Genomic DNA, 20,274 nt, shown 5'->3' on the forward strand with positions numbered 1-20,274 from the left:
GATGGTGAAGCGTGGGCGATAATGCCATTAAAAAAGTCGGGCCTGCATTATTGCATCCTGCTTATAACAATACTGGCGACATTAAGTTTTTTTTGCAACCAGTTTAAAAGTTTTTCCTTGTCTTCTTCTGAAATATCTTCTTCCGACATATAGAGCGCGACAGGCACGGTTTGCGTGACGGAATCATTCAGGATGAAATCATGACTGCCGATAGATATCGTTGATATTTCCGGGAAAAGAATCCGGGCTTCCCCCATGATACCCTTATTATCAAAAGTGTTTTTATCAATTTTATTTTGAAGTTGCGACAACAAAAGATTTTTTTCTTTAAGCTCCTGCTCCGAACGGGAAACCGCCAGATTGCCCTGTTCATAAATATTGGCGAGGTTGACTGTATCCTGTTTGATTAACAAGCGGGTCGAACTCAGGCCATATTGAGGTAGTTTGTTATTAAGCGAATCAAGTTCTTTCTGCTGCAATTGTTTAGTCAGGAACGCCACCTGTATTTCCTTTGGTGAGGAATAATAATCGTTTTTATTGTAAACAATCACATCTCCTTTCGATTCAAATTCTGAGCGTAAGAAATGCTTTACATTATGCGAAAATTTTTGCTCTTTATACAAATCGTAAGCAAAATAGGCGCTGGGAACCATGATCAGCAAAATAATGCTGGTAATGATATATTTTACCCTTACCTCATGCTTCTTGTCAATTTGTTTAGTCGCCGGATACTTCAGATATTTTACAATAATATAAGTAGCGATGCAAATAAAGACACAGTTGATCGTGTATAAAAACAAGGCGCCTGCAAAATAGGCGTAGTTGCCCGTCGCCAATCCATAGCCAGCTGTGCATAGCGGCGGCATAAGCGCTGTCGCAATGGCCACGCCTGCGAGCGGCAAACCTTTTTCAACTCTGGTCATCGCAATGACGCCCGCCAGGCCACCGAAAAAGGCGATCATTACATCAAAAATATTGGGTGATGTGCGCGCCAGCAGCTCCGACTGCGCCTCTTTAAAAGGGCTTAAATAAAAATAAACCGTAGAAACGGTCAGGCTCACAATCGTTGCTACGCCCAGGTTTCGCAACGATCTTTTAAAAAGAATGAAATCAAAAATCCCCAGGCCAAAGCCCGCGCCAATAATGGGCCCCATGAGCGGGGAAATAAGCATGGCGCCAATAATTACCGCCGTTGAGTTTACATTAAGTCCCACACTGGCCACAAAGATGGCGCAGGCCAGGATCCAAATAGTGGCGCCTCTAAAATAAATATTGCTTCTTACATTTTTAAGCACTTTTATCTTATCCTCTTCGCCGCTGTGCAAATTGAATAGTCTACCCAAGCTGTTCATGTCATTCATTTATAGGTTTGTCGCGCCTGCATCCTGGATGGTTCGAGCCGAATCATCTCAATTGCAATTATAATAAAAACAGCCGGTATTTTTGATGCCGGCTGTTTTTGTAAAATTCGTAATTCTTCGGATTTAAACTTTATACATCCGGTTAGCCGAGTTGATGTATTCCAACGGGTCAAAAGTTTTATCAAACGACTCCTGTAGTTCTTTCATTTTTATTTCAAGGTCTTTGATGCGCGTTCCCAGCTGAGGGTCGGCTTTGTATTTTTCAAACAGCTCTTTATACTTCAGCAGGTTTTGGCTGATCCGGAACGTCACCTGCCCGAAACGCTGCTTCAGCGATTGCACATCGTTCATTTGAATAAAAGCTTTTTGTCGCCAGTCTTTCGGATTTTTTTCTTTTTCCTGGCTTACAAATTTCGCAGCTTCATCTCTTAGCTTAGTTAAGTATTGATAACGCTTTTCTGCATCATTTTCGTCCGAGAAATTAGACTGAAAATTCGCCGGCGAGGTTTTGATGATGGCCAGGTTTTCTTTTAAAGATTTATCATATTTTTTTTGCAAGTCCTGAAGCTCCGTGGTAATAGATTCCCACTCGTTTTCGATGCGGTCGTTGTCATAATTGAACTGGCTGATTTTCATGGTGAGGGTGAGCATCTGCTCGCTTTGTTCTTTCAGCGCTTTTTCCTTCTTGCCCAAATTGTCGATATAGCTAGTCATGCTGGAAAACAGCGCCGAAGTGATCGGGCCGGTAACCGGTGTGCCTTTTGTAAAATTCCCGGCAAAGCTCAGCAGGTTGCTGGTCACATTCAATACCGGGCTTTCAGCCTTTTTTTCTTTCACATAAGCAGCATACTGATTATACCATTTTGTATAACCGTCGTAGTTCATGGGGTTGCCTGTTTCGCTCAGCGCATTAAAAAACGATTTAGTTGAATTAAATAATAACAGGGGTTTGATTTCCCGATCCATCGATACCAGGTTTACCATCGCCGATTGATAATTCGCCTGGAAAAGATTGAGCTCGTTTTGCTCAATCGCTTTTTGCTTGGCTTCTACCGCCTGCACCCGCTGTTGCAGCTTGTCTGCCTTTTCGTTAGCGTCTTTCGACTGCGCGATCGATTTGTCGAGGCTTGAAAGACGCTGGTCCAGTTTATTCACAGTGGAATCGATAGACTGCGTTCTATTATTAAAATTATTTTGAATATCGTTTAAAACTTTATCCCTTAACGTCATTTCGTGTTTGAGGCTGTCAAATTGAGCCATGGCCGAAAATGCCAAAAAAGAGATAAAAATCGAAAGCAAATACTTCATAATGGTAAGTTTTTTTAGAACAGGCTTTTATATACAAATAATTCGCCAGTTTTTAGTAAAACGCTGATATTGAAAATCATCGCATCATTACCGCAAAGCGGCCAACGGTCGGCGAAGATAATGTATAATGAAAAAAAGGACTACCTTTGCGTTATTATTTGCCTCTAAACCAACAAGATGAAACCGAAACTGACGTTAAGACCATTGCTGTTTTTATTGCTGCCCATTCTGTTTGCTTCATCCCTTTTGGCCCAATCCAGTGAAAACTTTGACGGCATTTTTGTCGATGGGTCGGGTTATAATTTTGGCGTACAAGGCCAATCCCGTACGATAAATGGCTGGAGATTCGCCCTACTTCAAAATAATGGTACTAACGATCCGGATGGTACAATTGATATTACTAATCAGCCCGATCAGACCAGTTTGGCCGGCCCGGGTGATAATGCTTTGTTTCTTGGGGGCTTCTTTGGAAGCGGGACCGCAGCTACTACCGCAACCATCAGGCAGGTTACTGGCGACCCGTTCCATATGCTTTCTTTCAGAGTGGAAAGTGGCGAAGCCGCTGCGAATGGTTACCGGATTACAGGATATCGCAGTGGCAGCGCGGTTTCAGGTGCGTCGCGTGATTTTACCGTGCCGGCCTTTCCATCATCAGGAGGGACTTTAGTGCAGTTAACCGAACCCGGTTGGGGAAATGTAGACGAAGTGAGGTTTGTCCGCCAGAATGGCACTGCCGATATTTTGTTTTATATCGATGATTTTACCGTGAGCGCTGCGCTCCCCGTTAATTTTGGCGCCTTGCAGGCTAATTTAGCGGACGACATGCTTTCGGTAAAATGGGCCACTCTTTTTGAAACCAACAATGATCATTTTAATATAGAAATTTCTGCCGATGGCAAACATTTCACAACCATTCATTCGGTAGGTTCAAGGGCGGAGGATGGAAACAGCGATATGTCAATTGATTACGATATTTCCATCCGACGGGCGCAAAGCCTGGTCGGCAGTGCAATATTGGGCGTCCTGTTCCTGATTCCCTTCCGGCGTCGTAAATTCATGTTGATGACGGCTGTGTTCGCTGTAGCTACAATGCTGGCCATCAGCGCTTGCTCCAAAGATGATCATCCGCCGATGCACGAAATCTTCGACAAAGATGTGTTTCTGCGCATTGCGCAGGTCGATAAAGACGGAGAAATATCCTATTCCAAAACGGTAAAAGTCGTTCAGCGTTAGCGGCAGCTTTCAACTTGACAGGATATCGATTTACTGCTACCTTTGTTTACTAAAGTATGCTGATGTCCGTAAAAAAAGACTTTTTTGAAAGCCCCGATTATTTCAGGATAGATGAATTGCTCAGCCAGGAGCAATTGATGATCCGCGATGCCGTGCGCACTTATGTCAAAAAAGAAATAACGCCTGTTATTAACGATTACGCGCAGCGCGCCGCGTTTCCTGAACATATTGTAAAACAACTGGGCGATTTGGGTTGCTTTGGGCCAACCATTCCCGCTACTTATGGCGGCGGCGATATGGACTATATCAGTTATGGATTAATGATGCAGGAACTCGAGCGCGGCGATAGCGGCGTCCGGTCGACGGCATCGGTACAGGGATCGCTGGTCATGTACCCCATCTTCGCCTATGGCAGCGAAGCGCAAAAACAAAAATATTTACCGAAGCTGGCTTCTGGCGAGTGGCTGGGCTGCTTCGGGTTGACCGAGCCCGATCATGGAAGCGACCCCGCTGCTATGAACACCAGTTTTAAAGCAGCCCCGTCTTCAGGCGATGATACAAGAGATTATGTGATTTTAAATGGCTCAAAAATGTGGATCAGTAATGCGCCTTTTGCGCAGGTAGCTGTTGTTTGGGCAAAAGATGAATCGGGAGAAGTACATGGGTTGATTGTGGAGCGTGGCATGGAGGGCTTTTCTACGCCGGCGACGCCAAATAAATGGAGCCTTCGCGCGTCGGCTACCGGCGAATTGATTTTTGATAATGTAAAAGTGCCGAAAGAAAATATATTGCCCGGTGTGAAAGGTTTAAAAGGGCCGCTAAGCTGCCTCACAAAAGCCCGCTACGGTATCGCCTGGGGTGTTGTTGGCGCCGCCATGGATTGTTATGACACAGCGCTCCGCTACGCCCGGGAAAGGCAGCAATTTGGAAAGCCTTTAGCGGCCTTTCAGTTGCAACAGAAAAAGCTGGCGGAAATGATTACGGAAATTACGAAAGCACAGTTGCTCAATTGGCGCCTGGGTGTATTGATGAACGAACAAAAAGCCACGCCGCAGCAGGTGAGCATGGCAAAGAGGAATAGTTGTGAAATAGCGGTAAATATTTGTCGTGATGCGAGGCAAATACTTGGCGCCATGGGGATTACGGGCGAGTACCCTGTGATGCGGCATATGATGAATTTGGAAAGTGTGATCACTTACGAGGGGACCCATGATATTCACTTGCTGATTACAGGGATGGATGTCACGGGGTTGAATGCTTTTAAGTAAGGGGAGTGGTGGAAGCTGGATGCTGGATAGTGGATACTGGATAGTGGATACTGGATGCTGGATAGCGGATATTGGATATTGGATAGCGGATACTGGATAGTAGAGCATCGCACATCGAGCAACGAGCATCGCGCATCCAGCATCTCGCAACAAGCATCTCGCAACGAGTATCGCGCATCGCGCATCAAGTATCGAGAAACGAGCAACGAGCATCCAGCATCAAAAATTTAAAACATGCGTATTTATTTGATAGGATTTATGGGAGTGGGTAAAACTCACTGGGGCAAGCAGCTGGGGAAGAAGCTGAAAATGCCGTTTTTTGACCTCGATGAACTCATTGAAAACGACGAAGAAAAATCGGTGAATGAGATTTTCAATCAGGAAGGCGAAGAGTATTTCAGGATGAAGGAAAGGGAAATACTACATTGGGTCACCGAAACCCACCAGTCGATGATTCTTTCCTGTGGTGGCGGCGCACCCTGTTTTTTTAATAATATCGATTATATGAATGGCAAAGGTGTGACAATATGGATTGACGCCCCCTTTGAAATTCTCTTAGGCAGGTTGCGGCAACATAAAGATACCAGGCCGCTGCTCAAAGACCTGGACGACGAACAATTAAAAGCCTATATTGTTAAGAAAACCAGCGATCGGAAAATGTTCTATGAGCGTGCCCAGATTCGCGTCGACGATCAAAAGATAAAGTTGGCCGATTTTATTGAATTGATCTGTAAAGATGAAACCGCCGGCGACTGATAAAAAAATTATAAACCACAGTAATGTATAAGTTCTATTTGGCTGCCGGAACTATTTTATCCGGCCTTGGTGTAATATTAGGCGCATTCGGCGCTCACCGGTTAAAAGAGATTGCGCCAGACTCGGTGCCCACCTTTCAAACGGGTGTGCAATATCAAATGTACCATGCGTTTGCGTTGATCCTCGTGGGTATTCTTTTTGAAAAAATTCCCGTAAGGGCGATGCATTGGGCAGGAATTTCTTTCCTGATTGGTATTTTGCTTTTTTCAGGGTCACTTTATGCACTAACCGCCTTAAAGAGTACGGGCAAAGTTGGCCTGGGCGGCATTGGCATTATTACGCCGATTGGAGGACTGTTTTTCATCATGGGTTGGGTGGCGCTCTTGCTGGCGGTTTTGAAGAAATAAACGGACGCCCTGTAGCGGCTACTTATTTTTTGCAATCAACCTTACAACCTTTCAGCTTTACTATCTTTGCGCCTATGGCGACGAAGAGTAAATTGAAGAATAAAAAACCAACAGGCCGGGCGAAAAATGCTAATGCTTCTTTTTCTGCGGAAAAGGAAGAAAAAACTCAACTGAAACAATTGGCGCAGGATGAACGCACCTGGAAAATTACGGGGCTCAGTTTCCTGCTGATTTCCTTGTTTTTGATTATTGCTTTTGTCTCGTACTTTTTTACCTGGCGGCAGGATTTTGTGCAGGTGTCGAGAGGGGTTGAAATACTTGCCGACACCGACACAACGGCCGATAACCTACTGGGAAAGACGGGGGCGCTCGTTTCGCATTTATTTATTTATAAGCTTTTCGGAGTTGCATCGTTACTGATCTGCACGTTTTTCTTTGTGGTAGGCGTGAACCTGATGTGGCGCAGGCGCGTGTTTTCCATTTGGCGCAATTTAAAATATGTCACCCTGGGAATGCTGACGGTGGCCACTATTCTTGCATTTGTGTTGCGCCAGGAAGAATTTAGCTGGGGCGGAGGTGTTGGCAAGGTGATCAGCGATTGGTTAACGGCCTCGCTCGGTTTTGTGGGCACTTCGGCTATTTTACTGCTGATTGTTATCGCCTATCTGATCTGGCAATTTAACCCGGCGTTTAGTTTTCCAAAGAAATTGTCGCGCCCGGCAGCAGCGGATGGCGCAGCGCCTGTTGAAGCCAAAGAGGAACTGCCCTTGCCTAAACATGATTTTGTTGAAGAAGATACTAAAGAAGCAACTTCCGCTGCAAAACTGGTTATCGATGAGGAAGCTGAAAAGCCAAAACATAACCTGGGTATCATAGAAAAAGAAACAGCCGCTTCGAAAGAAGAAGAAAAAGGTTTTGAGCGCATTACCGTATTAAAGCCTGAAGCGAGGATTGATTTTGACGACCTTCCGGCGGCCAGCGAAAAATCGAAAGCTTCTTCAAAAACTGCGTCAGAAGAAAACCTGAAACTAGAAATCAATGATGCGCCGCTACCGAAGACCGAGGAGGAAGAGCGGACGGCAGTGTCTTCTGAAAAGGCGAAAAGCTATGAACCTACCCTTGATTTGAGAGATTATCGTTATCCTACGCTGGACCTGCTGGCCTCCTACGGATCTGAAAAAGTGGAACACGACCAGGAAGAACTGGAGGCTAATAAAAATCAGATCATAACAACGCTTCGCAATTATGACATCGAAATTCAGCGCATTAGCGCTACCATCGGGCCGACTGTAACGCTTTATGAAATCGTACCTGCCGCCGGTGTCCGCATATCAAAAATCAAAAACCTGGAAGATGATATCGCCCTCAGCCTTTCGGCCCTGGGTATTCGCATCATCGCGCCGATTCCGGGGCGTGGCACAATCGGTATTGAAGTGCCCAATGCGAAAAAAAGTATTGTGAGCATGAAAACATTGCTCGCTTCAGACAAATATCAAAACAGCGCTCATTCGCTTCCTATCGCGCTTGGAAAGAAAATCGATAATGAGCTGTTTATTGTCGATCTGGCAACGATGCCGCACTTGTTGATGGCAGGCGCGACGGGCCAGGGTAAATCAGTGGGCATCAATGCGATTCTGGTATCATTGCTTTATAAAAAACATCCATCTCAACTAAAATTTGTTTTGGTTGATCCGAAAAAAGTGGAGTTGAGCATTTACAGCCATATTGAAAGTCATTTCCTGGCAAAACTGCCCAACGAAGAAGAAGCCATTATCACCGATACGAAAAAGGTAATCAATACACTGAACGCGCTGTGTATTGAAATGGACAACCGCTACGACCTGCTTAAAGAAGCGGGCTGCCGGAATATTAAAGAATACAATGCCAAATTCACGGCAAGAAAACTAAACCCTGAAAAGGGCCATCAGTTTTTACCGTTTATTGTGTTGGTAGTAGATGAATTTGCTGATTTGATCATGACCGCCGGCAAAGAAGTGGAGATGCCCATTGCGCGGCTGGCGCAGTTGGCGCGCGCCGTTGGTATTCACTTAATTATCGCTACACAAAGGCCGTCGGTAAATATCATCACGGGAACGATTAAGGCAAACTTCCCGGCGCGTGTGGCTTTTAAAGTAAGTAGTAAAATTGACAGCAGAACGATTTTAGACGCGGGTGGAGCAGAACAATTGATCGGTAAAGGAGATATGCTTATCAGCCTGAACGGCGAAATTGCGCGTTTGCAATGTGCTTTTGTAGATACGCCCGAAGTGGATAAAGTAGTTGAATTTATTGGCTATCAGGACGGTTATCCGCAACCCTTCCTGCTTCCTGAATATGTGGATGAAAAAGAATTGGAAAGCGGCGACTTTGATTTAGGCGATCGCGACTCTTTGTTTGAAGATGCCGCCAAATTAATTGTTGCCAACCAGATAGGATCTACCTCTTTGTTGCAACGCCGGATGAAACTTGGTTACAACCGAGCTGGCCGCTTAATGGATCAACTCGAAAGCGCAGGAATTGTAGGCCCCAACCAGGGCAGCAAAGCGCGCGAAGTCCTTATAAAAACAGAGGCTGAGTTGCAGCAACATCTCGAAATGCTGAATTAATCTCCGGCCAGCCATCATTTTAATGTTTGCGTTTAGCAATTTCATGAATATGTTAATTAATGTTAACCAGCGTACCACGGCACGGAAATTGGCGTCTTAGCTGTAAAAGAATATCCTATAGATTAAAAATTAAAAAATGAGTATGAAGAATTTGTATGTTACCGGAGCTTTATTGCTTTTATCCGTTTTTTCTTTTGCGCAGCAAAAAGACCCGAAGGCAAAAGCCATCCTTGACCAGGTGAGCGCGAAATTTAAATCTTATCAAACCGTGAGCGCTAATTTTGCTTACGAAATTGCAAATGCTGCGGGTAAAGTACTGTCAAAGAAAAGCGGCGTTGTGCAAATGAAGGGCAATAAATACGCCATCAATCTCGGCAATAATAAAATTATCAGCGATGGTGTCACTATTTGGAACTATGATCCTGGGGCAAAGGAGGTAACTGTAAACAGCGCTACAGCTTCCGAAGGAACGATTACGCCGCAGAAGCTTTTCACCGATTTTTACAATAAAGATTTTATGTATGTGATGGATAAAGACGGCACAGTTGGAGGCAAGGCTGTTAACAAAATCATCATGCAGCCAATTGATAAAAACAAACCGTTTGCACGCGTGTATGTTGCGGTAGATAAGGCCACAAAGAATATCATTAGTACCACGGTTATAGAAAAATCAGGTAACCGGTATGTTTATAACGTTAGCAATTTCAAAACCAACACAGCTATTCCCGATGCAACTTTCACTTTCAACAAAGCGAAATACCCGGGCGTAGAAGTGGTGGATTTGCGATAAAACTTTTTTAAACTTAAATTTGAAAGCTCCTTTACGGAGCTTTCTTCGTAATGAAGCCTTGCACAAAAAAATAGATAACCCGATGGCTGAAGATTTAAATATAATAGGCGGTTCAAAAGATGATCAATATCGTTCGTTGATCCCGCAGATAAAAGGCCTGTTAGAAGGCGAGGATGAATTAATTGCTAATCTGGCTAACGTATCAGCGGCCCTTAAGGAACAATTTAATTGGTTATGGGTAGGTTTTTACCTGGTTAAAAAAGATCAGTTAGTACTGGGGCCTTTTCAGGGGCCGGTAGCCTGCACGCGCATTCGAAAGTGCAGGGGCGTTTGTGGAAAAGCCTGGGAACACGCGCAAACATTAATTGTTCCTGATGTTGAGCAATTTCCAGGTCATATTGCATGCAGCAGTTTGTCGAAGTCAGAAATTGTAATACCGATTGTAAGGCAGAGAGAAGTGGTGGGTATTTTGGATGTAGATAGCGAATTATTGGATAATTTTGACGAGACCGACCAATACTATCTCGAAGCAATTGTAGCAGCGCTGAAATTTGAAACAATATGATTACGAAAAAGATAATAGTGAAGGGAAAAGTCCAGGGTGTTTTTTTTCGCAAATTTACTATGGAGAAAGCAGCCGAGCTTGGGGTAACCGGAACGGTAAAGAATCTTGCTGATTTGCATACGGTTGAAATCATTGCCACCGGCGCGGATGCGCAGCTTGTCGATTTTATAGAATGGTGCAAAAAGGGGCCGGCCAAAGCGGACGTCACCGCCATAGAAATTATAGATCAACCCCTGCAGGAGTTCAAACATTTTTCCATTTTGTAGCAACTAAATTCTGTTTCACATAATAATAAAAATCTAATGAAGAAAATTGTCTCGTCTTTAATGCTTTTGATAAGCGCCGCAGCGATTGCTCAAACCCAACCTCCTCAACTCACTGAAGTGTGGCAACCCGAGCCGCGGATTGTAACGCCCGGCAAAACGGCCGCAGATGCGCCGGAGGATGCTATTGTTTTGTTTAACGGTAAAGACCTTGCCGAGTGGCAATCGGCGGACGGGCAGGCTGCAAAATGGAAAGTGGCCGATGGCGCACTGACCGTGGCAAAAGGGACCGGCGTTATTAAAACTAAAAAAGCTTTTGGCGATTGTCAACTGCATATTGAATGGCGTTCGCCGGCCGAGGTAAAAGGTGACGGGCAGGGAAGAGGCAACAGTGGTATTTTCCTGATGGGAGCCTATGAGTTACAGGTGTTAGACAGTTATAAAAACCGCACTTACAGCAACGGACAGGCCGGAAGCATTTATAAACAATTACCACCGCTTGTCAACGCTTCGCGGAAACCCGGCGAATGGCAAACCTATGATGTTATCTTCACGGCGCCGGTTTTCAACAAAGACAGTTCGCTGAAATCGCAAGCCAGAATTACGGTGATCCACAACGGTGTTCTGGTACAAAATAATGCTACGATTTGGGGCGCTACACAATATATTGGCATTGCAACTAACCAACAACATGGTGAAAAAGAACCATTGGTTTTGCAGGATCATGGTAATCCGGTAAGTTTTAGAAATATTTGGATCAGGGAACTGTAGAAAACAGCAAAGCCTGTTTTTCGGGGTTTTGCCGGTTTTCGAAAGGGCCAAATCAGCCCATTTTCATGACAATGCAAAAATTATAGAAAATAAATTTTTTTTATATCAGGTAATTTCACTACCTTGTCTGTTCTCAAAGAAGGAGAAGGATGTCGGGTAGGAAATAATTAAGTTTTAAAAGCAGTCGAAAGACTGCTTTTTTTTGTATTGAAAATCAATTCTTAGGTCGGTTTGACTTGTTCATAGATGCCCTAAACCACAGCGCTTCTGATTCGAACCAATTGCGTTAGCAATTCCTCAAGTTTATTTAAATCAAGCATGTTCGCGCCGTCGCTTTTGGCGAGCCGGGGATTGGGGTGCGTTTCAATAAATAAGCCATCGGCTCCGCTTGCTATTGCTGCCTTGGCAATAGTTCCTATAAGTTGAGGATTGCCTCCGGTAACACCGCTGCTTTGATTGGGTTGTTGCAGGCTGTGCGTGCAATCCATCACCACCGGAACCTGGTGTTCCTGCATCCAGGGAATATTTCTATAATCCACCACAAGGTCGGTGTAGCCAAAGCTGTTGCCGCGCTCGGTTAATAATACTTTTTGATTGCCGGCATTGTTAATTTTTTCGACGGCAAATTTCATCGACGGCCCACTTAAAAACTGTCCTTTTTTTACATTGATAATTTTACCGGTTTGCGCTGCCGCTTCCAATAGGTCGCTTTGGCGGCAGAGAAAAGCAGGAATTTGCAAAACATCCGCATAAGCCGCTGCCATGGCTGCTTCCGAAGGCGAGTGGATATCAGTAACTGTCGGTAGTTCAAATGTTTTTGCTGCCTTTTGCAATATTTTCAGCGCGGCTTCGTCGCCAATGCCGGTAAAAGAATTTCCGCTGGTTCGATTGGCTTTGCGGTAAGAAGATTTAAAGATATAGGGGATGCCGAGGTTTTTACAAATCGTGCTCACCTTTTCGGCTACTTCCAACACGATGGCCTCGTTTTCTATGACACAAGGGCCGGCTAGCAAAAAGAAATTGTTTTCATCATAAGACTGTTTTTCAAACAGTTTTTTAAGGAATGTTTGCATGCTGCAAAGATATGTTTAGTTCCTAAGTTTTAACTATTCTGATGGTTGAGCGGCAGGGGAATCGTTTGCGCAAACCGTTAATAGAGCTGTATTAAGTTGTAAGTTTGTGGCCAATTTTAAACTATGACTAAGGATAAAGTATTGGTAATCGGCTCGTCGGGCCAGATAGGCGTTGAGCTTACATTAGCTTTGAGAAAAATCTATGGTAACAACAATGTCGTAGCGTCTGACTTGCGGGAGGAGAACGAATTGTTGAAAGGCACGGGGCCTTATGTGAGTATTGATGTGATGAATAAGGAAATGCTTCATGTTCAAATTATTCGTCAGAATATTACCCAGATTTATCTTTTGGCAGCAATACTATCTGCGACCGGTGAAAAAAATCCTGGTCTCGCCTGGCATTTAAATATGCAGGGCCTGCTCAATGTGTTAGACATTGCGCGTGAGGAAAATATACAAAAAGTGTATTGGCCGTCTTCCATCGCCGTTTTTGGCCCCACTTCACCAAAACAAAATTGCCCTCAACAAACCATTATCGAACCAACTACGGTTTATGGCATTAGTAAATATGCAGGGGAATTCTGGTGTAATTATTACAATATTAAATATGGAGTGGATGTCAGAAGCCTGCGCTATCCCGGTTTGATTTCTTATAAGTCGGCGCCTGGCGGTGGCACGACCGATTATGCAGTAGAGATTTTTCACGATGCTTTGGAGGAAAAAAAATACCGCAGCTTCCTGACTGAAGATACTTACCTGCCTATGATGTATATGCCCGACGCGATCCGGGCAACCATCGAACTGATGGAGGCGCCCGCCGAGAAGATTTCGGTCAGAACTTCTTACAATGTCGCTGCGCTGAGTTTTTCTCCGAAAGAAATTGGAAACGAAATAAAAAAGCATATTCCTGATTTTGAAATGGAATACGAACCCGATTACCGCCAGGAAATTGCAAGTAGCTGGCCTCAGAGTATTGACGATAGTGTGGCCAGGAACGACTGGGGTTGGAAGCCGGAATTTGACCTGGCGTCCATGACCGCCGATATGCTGGCCAATCTGGCGCCGGCAAAATAAATACGACCGAATTGAATTTGTGAAAGAGCAGTTTATCTGCTCTTTTTTTATGCAAGGCGGCTCCGTGTCAGGTCTGCTTTGATTGTCTGGCGTCTCATTTTACATGAAAAAATCCACAATTTTATATTTCTATAATAGGAAAATAAATGCCCAATTGCACTTTAACACTATATTTGTTTTTCATAGGAGTATTGTTTGGGCCTGAGAACCGGATAACTAACCGCCCAAAAAGCGATCTTAAACACCCTGCTTTGTAACGCTTGCCATGTTAAAAGCAGGAACACTGACGAACTAACAAATGGCTAATTGCGAAATGAAATAAAAATGGGAATCAGAGTTCAAATTATTGAAGAAAGTAAGGCTGCCTGGGATTTGATCAAATACAAGATTGAAAGCACAAGTGAAAAAAAGCTGGATATCTTGCCCTATTGCCCCTCGTTAGAGGAGTCGGTAGGTTCGCTTTTCCTGTATAAGCCTGATATTTTGATTTCTGATTTAAAAGTATTGTATAGTTACAATCTCGATGTGATCGAAAGCCTTTTTTATCAGAATATCACCAAGCCTAAAATGATCATCTTGGCTGCGCAGGGGCAGATGGATGGCATTCAGCGAATCGTTGAAATAGGTATTGCCGCTTTGGTAATGAAACCGTTGAACGCTGATAATCTTGCCCGGGCGATTCTTCGGGTATCCAGTTCCATTGAAAAAGACAAGGAAACACAAGCCACGGATCATTTTATCACGCTAAAATCGAACCGCTCGTTATTGTATCTTAATCAGCAGGATATTTTATTTATTGAATCGAATCGTAATATATGCACGATCATTCAGAAAGATGGCACCCATAAAACCGTAAATGAAAGCATCAGTAGTATCGATCAGCGATTGCTGGCGAAAGAGCTGATGCGTATAGATAAAAGCACCATTATTAACCTTTCAAAAATCGTTTATTTAGGCGGCGACAAGTATAACAAAGAATGTCGCTTAAAGTTAGACAACGGAACAGAGATTGCCAAAACACTTAGCAAAATTGCCATGAGCCGCCTCTACAAAATTGTCGCTAACAACGTAAAAAATAAAGGACAAAACGATATTTAGATGCGTTTCGTCCTTCAAAAGCCACTTTATTTCTTTTTTGTTAATTGAAATAAAATTATATCCTAAAATTGTCCAAAATATATTCCTGCGGTAAGCCGAAAAGCAGAAAAGAGAGTAGGCACATTATTTAACAAAAACAGAGTTAATCAATTAAAAACTTAATTACTATGAGACGATCCTTCTTATCCGTTCTCGTTCTAGCCTCACTGCTTGTGGGAGTAGAATCTTGTAAAAAAGGAGACACAGGTCCTGCGGGTCCTGCGGGTCCTACAGGCGCAACAGGTGCTGCTGGCGCTGCTGGTACTGCCGGCGTAGCTGGTAAAGACGGCACAAAAATCCTTTCCGGTACTGGCGCTCCTTCTGGTGGTGTTGACGGAGATTTTTATTTTAACACAACAACCAAAACTTTATTTGGACCAAAAGCTTCAGGTGCTTGGCCTTCAACTGGTGTAGTATTAGCGGGTGCTACAGGCGCTGCTGGTGCAGCAGGTGCTACAGGCGCAACTGGTGCTACAGGCGCAACTGGTGCTACAGGTGCAGCAGGGACAAATGGTACCAACGGTACAAAAATCATCAGCGGAACTGGCGCTCCTACTGCAGCGATCGGTGCTGACGGAGATTTCTACTTTGATACAAATACTTCTATTTTCTACGGTCCTAAAGCCGCTGGAAGCTGGGGTACAAACCAAATGCCGTTAGGTTCTGCATACGCAGCTAAAACTTTCTACATCACTGCTGGTTTAGAAAGTGTAACTGCTATTCCAGGTACTAGGGTAAATGGTCAAAAAAATACATTTACTTGGGGCCCGGTTGAAATCGGTTCAAGCTATTTCTTAAATGCTGACGATTTATTCCGTATTAGCAAATACCCAGGATGGGGTCTTAACCGTGAGATGGTTTTCCAAACAGATCCGGTAGGTGCTCCTGGCGTGTTTGACGCAGTTCCGGATAACGCTGCTCAGTTAGGTACTGCTCCTTTCCAAGTAGGTGCTAAGTTCCGTTACACTCAGAACTTCACTAACCCAACTCAGGAGTTTACTTTAACTCAGGATGATGTAGACCGTTTGATTGTTGATGCAGGTAATGCATTTAACTACCTGACTTACGCTGCGGTTGATCAAAGCGTTAATCTTTCTACTGCTGCTGTAGGCTTCCGTCTTCAGTTCCACAGAACTAAGCGTGTTGATATCACTGATATGACTACAGCTGAAGCTGATGCTGCTGGAGCTTTCCACGCGCAATACTCGGCTCAAACAAATATCGATCTTAACAGCATCCCTGGTTTAGGAAACAAAATCGAGTCTTACAAACAAGACGGTAAAGTATTCCTGAAATACAGATACTACGATCGTACCGGTACTCCTGGTTACAGATACGAAACTGGTGCTGGTGCACAAGTAGGTTGGATGGATATCACTAACAGCTATCTTTATCAGTACACTGTAGGTGGCGCTATGTTTGGACCTTCCGGAGTTTACTCAACTACAAATGTTCCTGCATATACAGTTGCATGGCCTTCAAACTTAGGTGGTTACACTGCTAATCCGTTTGCTGGTAACAACTATCCTGGTTCTACTCCTGCTTCTGTATTAGGTGCTACTGGTTACACTGTTTCTTTCGGAACTGATCAGTCAGTTGCTGCAGTTGCAACTTCTTATATGAGAAGTGGCCGTGTAAGATTAAACTGGACTATCACAACTGGTTCTAACTTGACTAATACTCCAACTCAGGTTCCTTACGGTCCAATCACTTTGGTTAACCCTAACGCTTCTTTGAATGTAGTAGCTGATAGCTGGGTTGCTGGAACTTACAACACAACTAACACTGCGATTCCTTACTGGACAGGAACTATTGCGCCTGCAAGCACTAACGTGTACTACAGAGCTCCAAACGAGCTTACTGCATACATCAATGGTGTTCAGTACACAATTCCTGCGAACAACACAGTTCCAAGAATAGATATCATGAACGGCCAACAACCAGCATTCTTCCAAGGTGCTCCTTTGGTACAGATTCAGGTTTATGCTATTCCTGGTGAGATCGTTAGAGCAGCAGCTGCTAAAGGTATCAACGTTAACAACGCTGACGCTTTATCTAGCTTCGCTGAAACTTTCCAAAAATAATCACACTAAGATTATATTGAAAATGGGCTGTATTTTACAGCCCATTTTTGTTTTTATTCTTTCTTAATTTGTTGTAAAATTGTAAGCTATTATACTTACACAGCTGCAGATGGAAAAATCGCTGAGTATCATCATCCCGGTTTATAACGAAGAAAAAGCCTTGCCACTGGTGCTTCCGGAGTTGTTGTCTTTTGTAAAGGCGCATGGCTATCAATTGATCTTGGTGAATGATGGGTCTACGGATAGCACTTTAGATACGCTAAATAGTTATGTTAGCGGGCATACCGAATGCCGTATCATACATCACAAGGTGAATCGCGGCTATGGTGGCGCCATTAAAAGCGGTATTTGGGCCGCTCGAACTGATTTCCTGGTAACAATTGACGCCGACGGCCAACACGTGCTTGAAGATATTAACCGTCTTTTCGATCAACTTAAACTAAAGGACGCCGACATGGTTATCGGCAGCAGGAGGGGCAATAAGGATGCTTCAGTAATCAGGGGTGTCGGCAAAAAGATAATCCGGTGGCTCGCCAAAAGAATGATGCCTATGCCAATTTATGATCTCAACTCAGGGTTGAAATTGTATAACACAAAACTGGCTCAAAAATATATTACGCTATGCCCCAATTCAATGGCTTTTAGTGACATCATCGGGCTCGTTTTTATCAGTCAGCGGCACCTTGTTTTAGAACATCCTATCAGCATTAAAGCAAGGGTAGAAGGCGAAAGTACCATAGGTGTAAAAACTGCTTTTGATACGGTGTTAGAGATTTTGAATATGGTGATTTTGTTCAATCCGATGCGAATATTTTTACCGCTTTCCCTTGTCTTCGTTGTCACAGGGCTAATATGGGCGATTCAATTTCTCGTAGTAGGCAAGGGGCTTAGTAATGGAGCAGCTTTTCTGATTTCCGTAGGCGTCATTTTTTTTACAATTGGGCTTATTAGTGAGCAATTATCTCAACTGAGAAAGTCGGGAATCATTAACAAAGAAAAAAATTATTGATGTATTCCGGGCTTGCGAGAAAAATGTTTGGATCGAAGATTTCAAAATTGTAGCATATCATGACTGACAGAAAATTGCTTTTGCGGGTAACGCTGGGATGGTTTTTACTTTTAATACTCGCCTATCTCAATCACTTTCAAAATGGTTTTCATTTTGACGACAGCCATACCATCACTTATAACACTGCAATCAGAAACATAAAAAATGTGCCCGCTTTTTTCTCGGACCCAACGATGTTTAGCGCCAACCCACAACATCATCATTTACGCCCCTGGGTAACCACAACGCTGGCGGTAGACTATTGGCTGGGAGGGGGATTGTATCCGTTTTTCTTTCATCTCTCTACATTTCTCGTTCATATTGGCCTCTGTTTATTGCTTTTTTCTGTATATAAAGAGATTACCGGAAACGCGTTGCAACACCGGTGGGCGCCATGGATAGCGCTTTTTGCCGCGGGTGTTTTCGGTATGCACACTGCGGTTGCCGAAACGATTAATTATGTTATTTCACGGTCTGACGTCTGGTCAACCTTTTTTATAGTGCTCTCGCTCTTTTTATTTATCAGATTTCCTGCGAAAAGAAAATACGGGCTTTATATATTGGCTGCGGTGGCAGGAGTTTTTGCGAAAGAAACGGTGCCTGTCTTATTAGTGCTGCTGTTCTTTTATATTCTTTTCTTTGAAAAAAATCTATCGGTGGCACAGCTGTTCACTGCGCGGCATTTCAAAACCGTGCTGGGCGTGGTCGGGCGATTATTGCCATTATTGCTTGCGGTTGCAATTGTACAAATTTACACGCTCACTCGGGTGAACACAGAAACGCAGGACGCGGGCTTATCCAATCCGCTGATTTCTTATTGGCTCACGCAAACCTATGTTTGGTTTAGATATTTCATTACTTTTTTCTGGCCGTTCCATTTATCCGCCGATACTGACTTGAAAGTTATATCCGATGTCAGTAACTGGCGCATTATTGTTGGGGTTTTGTTTGTAATGGCGCTCCTGGTGAGCATCGTTAAAACCTCCGCCAGGAAGGAAACCCGTCCGATTTCGTTTGGTTTAATCTGGTTTGCCGCGTCATTGCTGCCCACGTCGCTGCTGCCTTTTTCGGAAGTGATGAATGACCATCGCATGTATTTTGCTTTTACGGGATTGGCATTAGCGATCGTATATGCCGCTGGATTGCTGGTGATCCGGCGTGAAAGTTCGGTTGTGGCCCATCCATCTTATAAAAAGGCGATCATCTTTGCAATGGCTTTGATTATCGGACTACATGCTTTTGGCGTACACCAAAGAAATAAGGTTTGGTTTACAGAAGAAACACTTTGGAAAGATGTAACGGAAAAGAGCCCGGAAAACGGGAGAGGATGGATGAATTATGGTTTGTCGCTAATGAGCCGGGGCGATTATGTTTCCGCACTTAAAATGTTTGAAAAAGCCAACACTTTGTTGACTGATTACAGTTTTTTAAATATTAATATGGCTATCGCTAATGCGGGATTGAAGCGGAATGAAGAAGCGGTCGCTAACTTTGCACGGGCTATTATGCTGGCGCCGAATGATTATAACTCTTATGCTTATTACGCCCGCTATCTTGTGGAACAGCAAAAGTTTGCGCCTGCGAAGGAGATGGCCGAGAAAGCATTGTCGCTCAATAAAAATGATATCATTTCGCTGGAATCCGCTATGGCAGCGTATCAGGGATTGCAGCAATGGGATAAACTGAAGCAAACCGCCAGCTACACGTTGTCAATCGACCCGGAGAACACAAAGGCTGCTAATTACCTCGCAGCGGCGCATCAGCAAAAAGCGACTGTAGCGCTTCCATCGTCAGGCCTGAAAACATCGGAGGACTATATCAATCTTAGCCTTGTACTTTATAACGCGGGCGCCTACGAAGATTGTATTGCCGCTTGTAGGAATGCGCTGGCTTTAAAGCCCGACAACGCCGACGCTTATAATAATATTTGTGCAGCTTATAATATGCTGAAGCAATGGGATAAAGCCAAAGAAGCTTGCAAAAAAGCCCTGGAACTCAACCCTAACCACGCTAATGCGCCGGCTAATCTGAAATGGGCTGAAAATGAAAGGCTGTAAGATTAATGAGCCAGTCGGGACTTTGCGGCTTCCGGTAGAGCGCTTACTTTCTTTTGCGTGTAATCATAGCAGATCATTCCCGTTTTTGCGATCGCTACAAGTGTGGTTTGGTTGTTGTTGATTTTTTCTAACTTATACACCAGGTCGAATCCCACCCGATTAAAATCTAATGCTGCGATGGATACGGTGATCTGATCGCCATAAAAAACCTCAGTTTTAAACTCAATTCCCACGTCGCTCATGATGAGGCCCGTATTTTCAAGATTCATTTCACTATAACCCAGAGACCGTAAATATTGTAACCTTGCTTCGTGGATGATGGCCAATAATGCATGGTTGCCAACGTGGCCGCCATAGTTTAGATCAGTAATTCGTATAGGAATAATCGTAGAAAATGAAAACGTTGCAGGTAAAGCGATTTTGATACGCGCCATTGGGGTGAGATTTAATCAAATGAAGCGGCATGGGCTCAT

Annotated in this window: 18 protein-coding genes; 14 read left to right on the plus strand and 4 right to left on the minus strand. The window is 43.9% G+C overall.

The window, feature by feature from the left end:
* Positions 1 to 47: 47 nt before the first annotated feature.
* Both ABDK00_RS04835 and ABDK00_RS04840 read right to left on the minus strand, forming a co-directional pair.
* Entirely contained in the window at positions 48 to 1,352 is a 1,305-nt protein-coding gene (locus ABDK00_RS04835) for a DUF389 domain-containing protein (protein WP_346238745.1), read from the minus strand.
* Between the two features lie 132 nt (positions 1,353 to 1,484).
* Positions 1,485 to 2,669 carry a hypothetical protein gene (locus ABDK00_RS04840; RefSeq protein WP_346238746.1) on the minus strand — a complete coding sequence of 395 codons (1,185 nt, stop codon included), beginning with the start codon at positions 2,667 to 2,669 and terminating at the stop codon, positions 1,485 to 1,487.
* A gap of 177 nt (positions 2,670 to 2,846) precedes the next feature.
* Between ABDK00_RS04840 and ABDK00_RS04845 the strand changes: the two genes are divergently transcribed.
* From ABDK00_RS04845 to ABDK00_RS04885, 9 genes are all read left to right on the plus strand, one after another.
* Positions 2,847 to 3,902, plus strand: a complete 1,056-nt coding sequence (locus ABDK00_RS04845; RefSeq protein WP_346238747.1) for a hypothetical protein — start codon at positions 2,847 to 2,849, stop codon at positions 3,900 to 3,902.
* Between the two features lie 62 nt (positions 3,903 to 3,964).
* The gene (locus tag ABDK00_RS04850; protein WP_346238748.1) at positions 3,965 to 5,170 is read left to right on the plus strand and encodes an acyl-CoA dehydrogenase family protein; all 1,206 of its coding nucleotides are present in this window, start codon (positions 3,965 to 3,967) and stop codon (positions 5,168 to 5,170) included.
* Between the two features lie 234 nt (positions 5,171 to 5,404).
* Positions 5,405 to 5,926, plus strand: a complete 522-nt coding sequence (locus tag ABDK00_RS04855; protein ID WP_346238749.1) for a shikimate kinase — start codon at positions 5,405 to 5,407, stop codon at positions 5,924 to 5,926.
* Positions 5,927 to 5,949: 23 nt separating this feature from the next.
* A complete protein-coding gene (locus ABDK00_RS04860; protein ID WP_346238750.1) occupies positions 5,950 to 6,333 on the plus strand; it encodes a DUF423 domain-containing protein in 384 nt (127 codons plus the stop codon).
* Positions 6,334 to 6,407: 74 nt separating this feature from the next.
* Entirely contained in the window at positions 6,408 to 8,939 is a 2,532-nt protein-coding gene (locus ABDK00_RS04865; protein WP_346238751.1) for a DNA translocase FtsK, read from the plus strand.
* A gap of 136 nt (positions 8,940 to 9,075) precedes the next feature.
* Positions 9,076 to 9,729, plus strand: a complete 654-nt coding sequence (locus tag ABDK00_RS04870) for an outer membrane lipoprotein carrier protein LolA (RefSeq protein WP_346238752.1) — start codon at positions 9,076 to 9,078, stop codon at positions 9,727 to 9,729.
* 82 nt (positions 9,730 to 9,811) lie between these two features.
* Positions 9,812 to 10,294: a GAF domain-containing protein gene (locus ABDK00_RS04875; protein WP_346238753.1), complete on the plus strand. Its 483-nt coding sequence runs from the start codon at positions 9,812 to 9,814 to the stop codon at positions 10,292 to 10,294.
* Positions 10,291 to 10,560 carry an acylphosphatase gene (locus tag ABDK00_RS04880; protein ID WP_346238754.1) on the plus strand — a complete coding sequence of 90 codons (270 nt, stop codon included), beginning with the start codon at positions 10,291 to 10,293 and terminating at the stop codon, positions 10,558 to 10,560. The genes ABDK00_RS04875 and ABDK00_RS04880 overlap by 4 nt, the downstream gene beginning before the upstream one ends.
* A gap of 36 nt (positions 10,561 to 10,596) precedes the next feature.
* Positions 10,597 to 11,328 carry a DUF1080 domain-containing protein gene (locus ABDK00_RS04885; RefSeq protein ID WP_346238755.1) on the plus strand — a complete coding sequence of 244 codons (732 nt, stop codon included), beginning with the start codon at positions 10,597 to 10,599 and terminating at the stop codon, positions 11,326 to 11,328.
* Positions 11,329 to 11,579: 251 nt separating this feature from the next.
* Here the strand turns inward: ABDK00_RS04885 and kdsA are convergent, their stop codons facing one another.
* Complete coding sequence (gene kdsA, locus ABDK00_RS04890; protein WP_346238756.1) at positions 11,580 to 12,401, minus strand: 3-deoxy-8-phosphooctulonate synthase; 822 nt, start codon at positions 12,399 to 12,401, stop codon at positions 11,580 to 11,582.
* 123 nt (positions 12,402 to 12,524) lie between these two features.
* Here kdsA and ABDK00_RS04895 point away from each other — a divergent pair, with 123 nt between their 5' ends.
* From ABDK00_RS04895 to ABDK00_RS04915, 5 genes are all read left to right on the plus strand, one after another.
* On the plus strand, positions 12,525 to 13,475 hold the full coding sequence (locus ABDK00_RS04895; RefSeq protein WP_346238757.1) for an NAD-dependent epimerase/dehydratase family protein: 951 nt from the start codon (positions 12,525 to 12,527) through the stop codon (positions 13,473 to 13,475).
* 324 nt (positions 13,476 to 13,799) lie between these two features.
* Positions 13,800 to 14,573, plus strand: a complete 774-nt coding sequence (locus ABDK00_RS04900) for a LytR/AlgR family response regulator transcription factor (protein WP_346238758.1) — start codon at positions 13,800 to 13,802, stop codon at positions 14,571 to 14,573.
* 167 nt (positions 14,574 to 14,740) lie between these two features.
* On the plus strand, positions 14,741 to 16,696 hold the full coding sequence (locus tag ABDK00_RS04905) for a hypothetical protein (protein WP_346238759.1): 1,956 nt from the start codon (positions 14,741 to 14,743) through the stop codon (positions 16,694 to 16,696).
* 109 nt (positions 16,697 to 16,805) lie between these two features.
* Entirely contained in the window at positions 16,806 to 17,705 is a 900-nt protein-coding gene (locus ABDK00_RS04910; protein ID WP_346238760.1) for a glycosyltransferase family 2 protein, read from the plus strand.
* A 59-nt stretch (positions 17,706 to 17,764) separates the two neighbouring features.
* On the plus strand, positions 17,765 to 19,801 hold the full coding sequence (locus tag ABDK00_RS04915; RefSeq protein WP_346238762.1) for a tetratricopeptide repeat protein: 2,037 nt from the start codon (positions 17,765 to 17,767) through the stop codon (positions 19,799 to 19,801).
* A gap of 2 nt (positions 19,802 to 19,803) precedes the next feature.
* Here ABDK00_RS04915 and ABDK00_RS04920 read toward each other — a convergent pair whose 3' ends face one another.
* Positions 19,804 to 20,235: a thioesterase family protein gene (locus ABDK00_RS04920; RefSeq protein ID WP_346238763.1), complete on the minus strand. Its 432-nt coding sequence runs from the start codon at positions 20,233 to 20,235 to the stop codon at positions 19,804 to 19,806.
* Positions 20,236 to 20,274 lie beyond the last annotated feature (39 nt).

Origin of the sequence: Niabella insulisoli (assembly GCF_039652435.2) — a bacterium.
Taxonomy (GTDB): domain Bacteria; phylum Bacteroidota; class Bacteroidia; order Chitinophagales; family Chitinophagaceae; genus Niabella; species Niabella insulamsoli.

Bases quoted from the DNA above. Each gene is read 5' to 3' on its own strand.
- ABDK00_RS04835 (WP_346238745.1), bottom strand. From the start codon at position 1,352: ATGAACAGCTTGGGTAGACTATTCAATTTGCACAGCGGCGAAGAGGAT.
- ABDK00_RS04840 (WP_346238746.1), bottom strand. From the start codon at position 2,669: ATGAAGTATTTGCTTTCGATTTTTATCTCTTTTTTGGCATTTTCGGCC.
- ABDK00_RS04845 (WP_346238747.1), top strand. From the start codon at position 2,847: ATGAAACCGAAACTGACGTTAAGACCATTGCTGTTTTTATTGCTGCCC.
- ABDK00_RS04850 (WP_346238748.1), top strand. From the start codon at position 3,965: ATGTCCGTAAAAAAAGACTTTTTTGAAAGCCCCGATTATTTCAGGATA.
- ABDK00_RS04855 (WP_346238749.1), top strand. From the start codon at position 5,405: ATGCGTATTTATTTGATAGGATTTATGGGAGTGGGTAAAACTCACTGG.
- ABDK00_RS04860 (WP_346238750.1), top strand. From the start codon at position 5,950: ATGTATAAGTTCTATTTGGCTGCCGGAACTATTTTATCCGGCCTTGGT.
- ABDK00_RS04865 (WP_346238751.1), top strand. From the start codon at position 6,408: ATGGCGACGAAGAGTAAATTGAAGAATAAAAAACCAACAGGCCGGGCG.
- ABDK00_RS04870 (WP_346238752.1), top strand. From the start codon at position 9,076: ATGAGTATGAAGAATTTGTATGTTACCGGAGCTTTATTGCTTTTATCC.
- ABDK00_RS04875 (WP_346238753.1), top strand. From the start codon at position 9,812: ATGGCTGAAGATTTAAATATAATAGGCGGTTCAAAAGATGATCAATAT.
- ABDK00_RS04880 (WP_346238754.1), top strand. From the start codon at position 10,291: ATGATTACGAAAAAGATAATAGTGAAGGGAAAAGTCCAGGGTGTTTTT.
- ABDK00_RS04885 (WP_346238755.1), top strand. From the start codon at position 10,597: ATGAAGAAAATTGTCTCGTCTTTAATGCTTTTGATAAGCGCCGCAGCG.
- kdsA (WP_346238756.1), bottom strand. From the start codon at position 12,401: ATGCAAACATTCCTTAAAAAACTGTTTGAAAAACAGTCTTATGATGAA.
- ABDK00_RS04895 (WP_346238757.1), top strand. From the start codon at position 12,525: ATGACTAAGGATAAAGTATTGGTAATCGGCTCGTCGGGCCAGATAGGC.
- ABDK00_RS04900 (WP_346238758.1), top strand. From the start codon at position 13,800: ATGGGAATCAGAGTTCAAATTATTGAAGAAAGTAAGGCTGCCTGGGAT.
- ABDK00_RS04905 (WP_346238759.1), top strand. From the start codon at position 14,741: ATGAGACGATCCTTCTTATCCGTTCTCGTTCTAGCCTCACTGCTTGTG.
- ABDK00_RS04910 (WP_346238760.1), top strand. From the start codon at position 16,806: ATGGAAAAATCGCTGAGTATCATCATCCCGGTTTATAACGAAGAAAAA.
- ABDK00_RS04915 (WP_346238762.1), top strand. From the start codon at position 17,765: ATGACTGACAGAAAATTGCTTTTGCGGGTAACGCTGGGATGGTTTTTA.
- ABDK00_RS04920 (WP_346238763.1), bottom strand. From the start codon at position 20,235: ATGGCGCGTATCAAAATCGCTTTACCTGCAACGTTTTCATTTTCTACG.